This is a genomic window from Streptomyces laculatispora, assembly GCF_017353455.1.
Classification (GTDB): Bacteria; Actinomycetota; Actinomycetes; order Streptomycetales; family Streptomycetaceae; genus Streptomyces; species Streptomyces laculatispora.
The window spans coordinates 1-2,744 of record NZ_JAFMPZ010000418.1 but is presented as its reverse complement, the minus strand read 5'-3'; the positions used below and the strand labels follow the sequence as shown (position 1 = coordinate 2,744).

General features: G+C 72.2%; 3 protein-coding genes. 2 read left to right on the top strand and 1 reads right to left on the bottom strand.

Annotated features, from left to right (window positions below):
- Window positions 1-975 (bottom strand): 5-dehydro-2-deoxygluconokinase (gene iolC / locus J1C73_RS21040; protein WP_207317781.1); only part of this gene is annotated, 975 nt, incomplete at its 3' end.
- 147 nt (window positions 976-1,122) lie between these two features.
- Here iolC and J1C73_RS21035 point away from each other — a divergent pair.
- Together J1C73_RS21035 and J1C73_RS21030 are read left to right on the top strand one after the other, a co-directional pair.
- Window positions 1,123-2,049, top strand: coding sequence for a sugar phosphate isomerase/epimerase family protein (locus J1C73_RS21035; RefSeq protein WP_207317780.1), 927 nt, complete (start codon window positions 1,123-1,125; stop codon window positions 2,047-2,049).
- A 124-nt stretch (window positions 2,050-2,173) separates the two neighbouring features.
- A complete protein-coding gene (locus J1C73_RS21030; protein WP_307797755.1) occupies window positions 2,174-2,545 on the top strand; it encodes a peptidoglycan-binding domain-containing protein in 372 nt (123 codons plus the stop codon).
- Window positions 2,546-2,744 lie beyond the last annotated feature (199 nt).

Sequence of the window (2,744 nt, the reverse complement as noted above, 5' to 3'; positions counted from 1 at the left end):
GCCGGCTGGGAGACCGCCCGCGGCGTTGGCGTACCGCATGATGCGGGCGGTCTCCCAGCCGGCGAGCAGTCCGTGGCAGAGCGCGCCGCCGAACGCGTCACCGGCGCCCAGGCCGTTGACCACCTCGACGGGAAGCGCCGGGACATCGGCCACCGTGCCGTCGCGGTGGACCGCGAGGACGCCCCCGGGGCCCTGTTTGACGACGGCGAGCTCGACCCCGGCGGCGAGGAGGGCGCGTGCCGCGGCGTACGGTTCGCGCTCGCCGGTCGCGATCTCGCACTCGTCGAGGTTGCCCACGGCGACGGTGGCGTGGGCGAGTGCCTCGCGGTAGCGGGCGGAGGCGACGGGGTGGGGCGGGCCGGCCGCTGCGGTGCCCGCCGAAGAGCTGCCCGGTGAGCCCTCCGTTGCGGCGTCCCGTGAGCCGTCCGTTGTGGCATCCGGCGGTGCTTCCCAGAACATCGGGCGCCAGTCGAGGTCGAAGACGGTGATGCCCGAACGGTTCCTGGCCCGCAGCGCGGCGAGCGTCGCCGAGCAGCTGGGTTCGGCACAGAGTCCGGTGCCGGTCATCCAGAAGACCCGGGCGGATCCGACGGCCTCCAGATCCAGTTCCGACGCGTGGATCTCCAGGTCCGGGGCCTTGGGCTGCCGGTAGAAGTAGAGCGGGAAGTCGTCGGGCGGGAAGATCTCGCAGAAGGTGACCGGGGTCGGGTACTCGCCGACGGCCGTCACCCATCGGTCGTCCACCCCGAACTCCCGCAACTGCTGGTGGAGGTACTCCCCGAACGCGTCCTGCCCCGTCCGGGTCACCACCGCGGCGCGCCGGCCGAGGCGAGCCGCCGCGACGGCGACGTTGGTGGGCGAACCGCCGAGGAACTTCCCGAAGGCATCCACCCGGGCGAGCGGCAGGCCCGTCTGCAGAGGGTAGAGGTCCACTCCGATCCGGCCCATGGTGATCACGTCGTACGGCTCAGGCATCTGTGTCCCTTCGACGACCGGTGCGGCAGCTGGCGGACTCAACTGTCGTCCCCGGTCTAGCTCCTCCCCCGAATGCTGTCAATGATTGGTCCGGACATACGGACTAATGCTTGACACTCGTCTCCCCGGGCGCCGAGGCTGGAGCGCATGACCACCTCCGCATCCGCTCCGGCCCGCATCCGCATCGGCTCCGCGCCCGACTCCTGGGGGGTGTGGTTCCCCGACGATCCGCAGCAGGTGCCCTGGCACCGTTTCCTCGACGAGGTCTCCACCGCTGGTTACGAGTGGATCGAACTCGGCCCCTACGGCTACCTCCCGACCGACCCGGCCCGCCTCACCGACGAGACCCGCAGCCGCGGGCTCACCGTTTCGGCGGGCACCGTTTTCACCGGATTGCACCACGGTCCGGGCGTCTGGGAACGGACCTGGGCGCATGTCGCCGACATCGCGGAACTCACCCGGGCGATGGGCGCCGACCATCTCGTGGTCATCCCGTCGTTCTGGCGCGACGACAAGACGGGCGAGGTGCTGGAGGACCGCACCCTCACGGCGGAGCAGTGGAGTGACCTCACCACCCAGACGGAGCGGCTGGGGCGCGAGGTGCAGGACCGCTACGGCCTGCGCATCGTCGTCCACCCGCACGCCGACACCCACATCGACAGCGAGGAGAACGTCAGCCGCTTCCTCGACGCCACCGATCCCGCCCTGGTCTCGCTCTGCCTCGACACCGGGCACTACGCCTACTGCGGCGGCGACAGCGTCAAGCTGATCGAGACCTACGGTGAACGGATCGGCTATCTGCACCTCAAGCAGGTCGACCCGGAGATCCTGGCCGAAGTGGTCGCGAACGAGGTGCCGTTCGGGCCCGCCGTGGCACGCGGGGTGATGTGCGAACCGCCGGGCGGGGTGCCCGCCCTGGCACCCGTGCTGGACGCCGCCCGCCGACTGGACGTCGACCTGTTCGCGATCGTCGAGCAGGACATGTACCCGTGTCCGCCCGATAAACCGTTCCCGATCGCCCGCCGGACCCGGGAGCTCCTGCGCTCCTGCGGCAGCCCGGGGCAGCCCTCCTGACACGCCGGGCGGCCCCGCACGTGACGTGACGGCGGTATGCGGTGTTGTCCTCGGTGAGAGAGCCGGAGCGCGGTCATCACCGCGCCCCGGCGCCGCCCCCACACCCCACGAGGAGCAACTCACCGTGATCCGCAAGACGCCGCCGTCATACCGGGCGGCCGGGGCCTCGGCCCTCGCCGCGCTCGCCCTGGCCACCGCCCTCGCCGCGGCCCCCGGCGCCGCGGCCGACGAGAACAACACACCGCCGCCCGGCTCCAGCCCCGTCTGCGCCTTCTACGACGGCGACGGGCCGACCGCCTTCGGCGAACAGGGCGATCGTGTCTTCCAGGTGCAGTGCATGCTGGCCAACCGGCGTTACCTGCCGTGGGAGGCGGTGAACGGCACGTTCGACACGCAGACCCTCGCCGCCGTCCAGCACTTCCAGGCCGATCACCCGCCCCTGCTGCCGGACGGCCTCGTCGGCCCGAACACCTGGTCAGCGCTCTGGCACGCATAACAACCGCCGGCGGCGGCCGGGCGCCGGTCGGCCAGTCCGTCGGTCCGGCGGTCGGTCCGGCGGTCGGTCCGGCGGTCGGTCAGGCGGTCGGTCAGGCTGGCCGGCAGACAGTGTGATTCAGGGTCGGCCGCCGCCCCGCACCGCGCCCCTGCTCCCCGGCTCCCGGGCGGGCAGGGCTCCCGGGAGCCGGGGAGCAGGG

Bases quoted from the DNA above. Each gene is read 5' to 3' on its own strand.
- J1C73_RS21035 (WP_207317780.1), top strand. From the start codon at position 1,123: ATGACCACCTCCGCATCCGCTCCGGCCCGCATCCGCATCGGCTCCGCG.